The following is a 654-nucleotide window of genomic DNA, read 5'->3' as shown; positions in this document are numbered from 1 at the left end:
CAGATCGGCATCGGGTCCGATGATGAAAGGATTTATCCCTTGTCCGTAGAAAATGTAGAGTTGCTCTTTTCGGATTTGTTTTTTGATCTTCTCCGCATTGGTATAGCTCCCAGTGAACACCACAATATCAGTCGGCATCACGGAATTCTCCATAAACACCTTCTGACTTACTTTACGAATATAGATGGGTAACCCATGTACAGCCTGGAGCTTTTCATGCAGCATGCTGACGTACTCGTTTACGTGAGAAGAAGGGCGAAAGTCTATCTTTTCAACGTACAGGGCCGGAATCAAAAGGTATAATGCGTAGGAGTACAAAACGACGTTGGAAGGCATAAATACAGCCATAGAACGCTGCCAGCCTGGCTGATAGGTCTGTACTTCCTCCAAAGCACCTTGAAGTGTGAGGATGGTGGAATCAATTTCTGCATTGGCGGCCCGATAGGATGAAAATTGGGTGAGAATATCCATCACTTCCTGCCGATGCTCGATCAAATAATTAAGGCACTTCAGAATTGCTTCATGCCTTTCCAAAAAAAGCGTATTTTTTTCCAGTTCCGGATTCATACTCATGATACATCCTCCCTTTCCTTTATGCGGTTTTTGGTAAATATCTTGTTACACTTTGCGAGAAGCAACTTTCTCCAGGGCAAT

1 pseudogene is annotated in these 654 nt (G+C 43.7%); it reads right to left on the bottom strand.

The features are described 5' to 3' along the window. Positions 1 to 573 (bottom strand): annotated as a pseudogene (locus L693_RS0117420) (aldehyde dehydrogenase family protein); the annotation flags it as partial. Positions 574 to 654 lie beyond the last annotated feature (81 nt).

Source organism: Paenibacillus sp. 1-18, from assembly GCF_000520755.1.
In the GTDB taxonomy this organism is placed as follows: domain Bacteria; phylum Bacillota; class Bacilli; order Paenibacillales; family Paenibacillaceae; genus Paenibacillus; species Paenibacillus brasilensis.
Note: the sequence above shows the minus strand (reverse complement) of the source record. Positions and strands in the feature narration are given on the sequence as shown.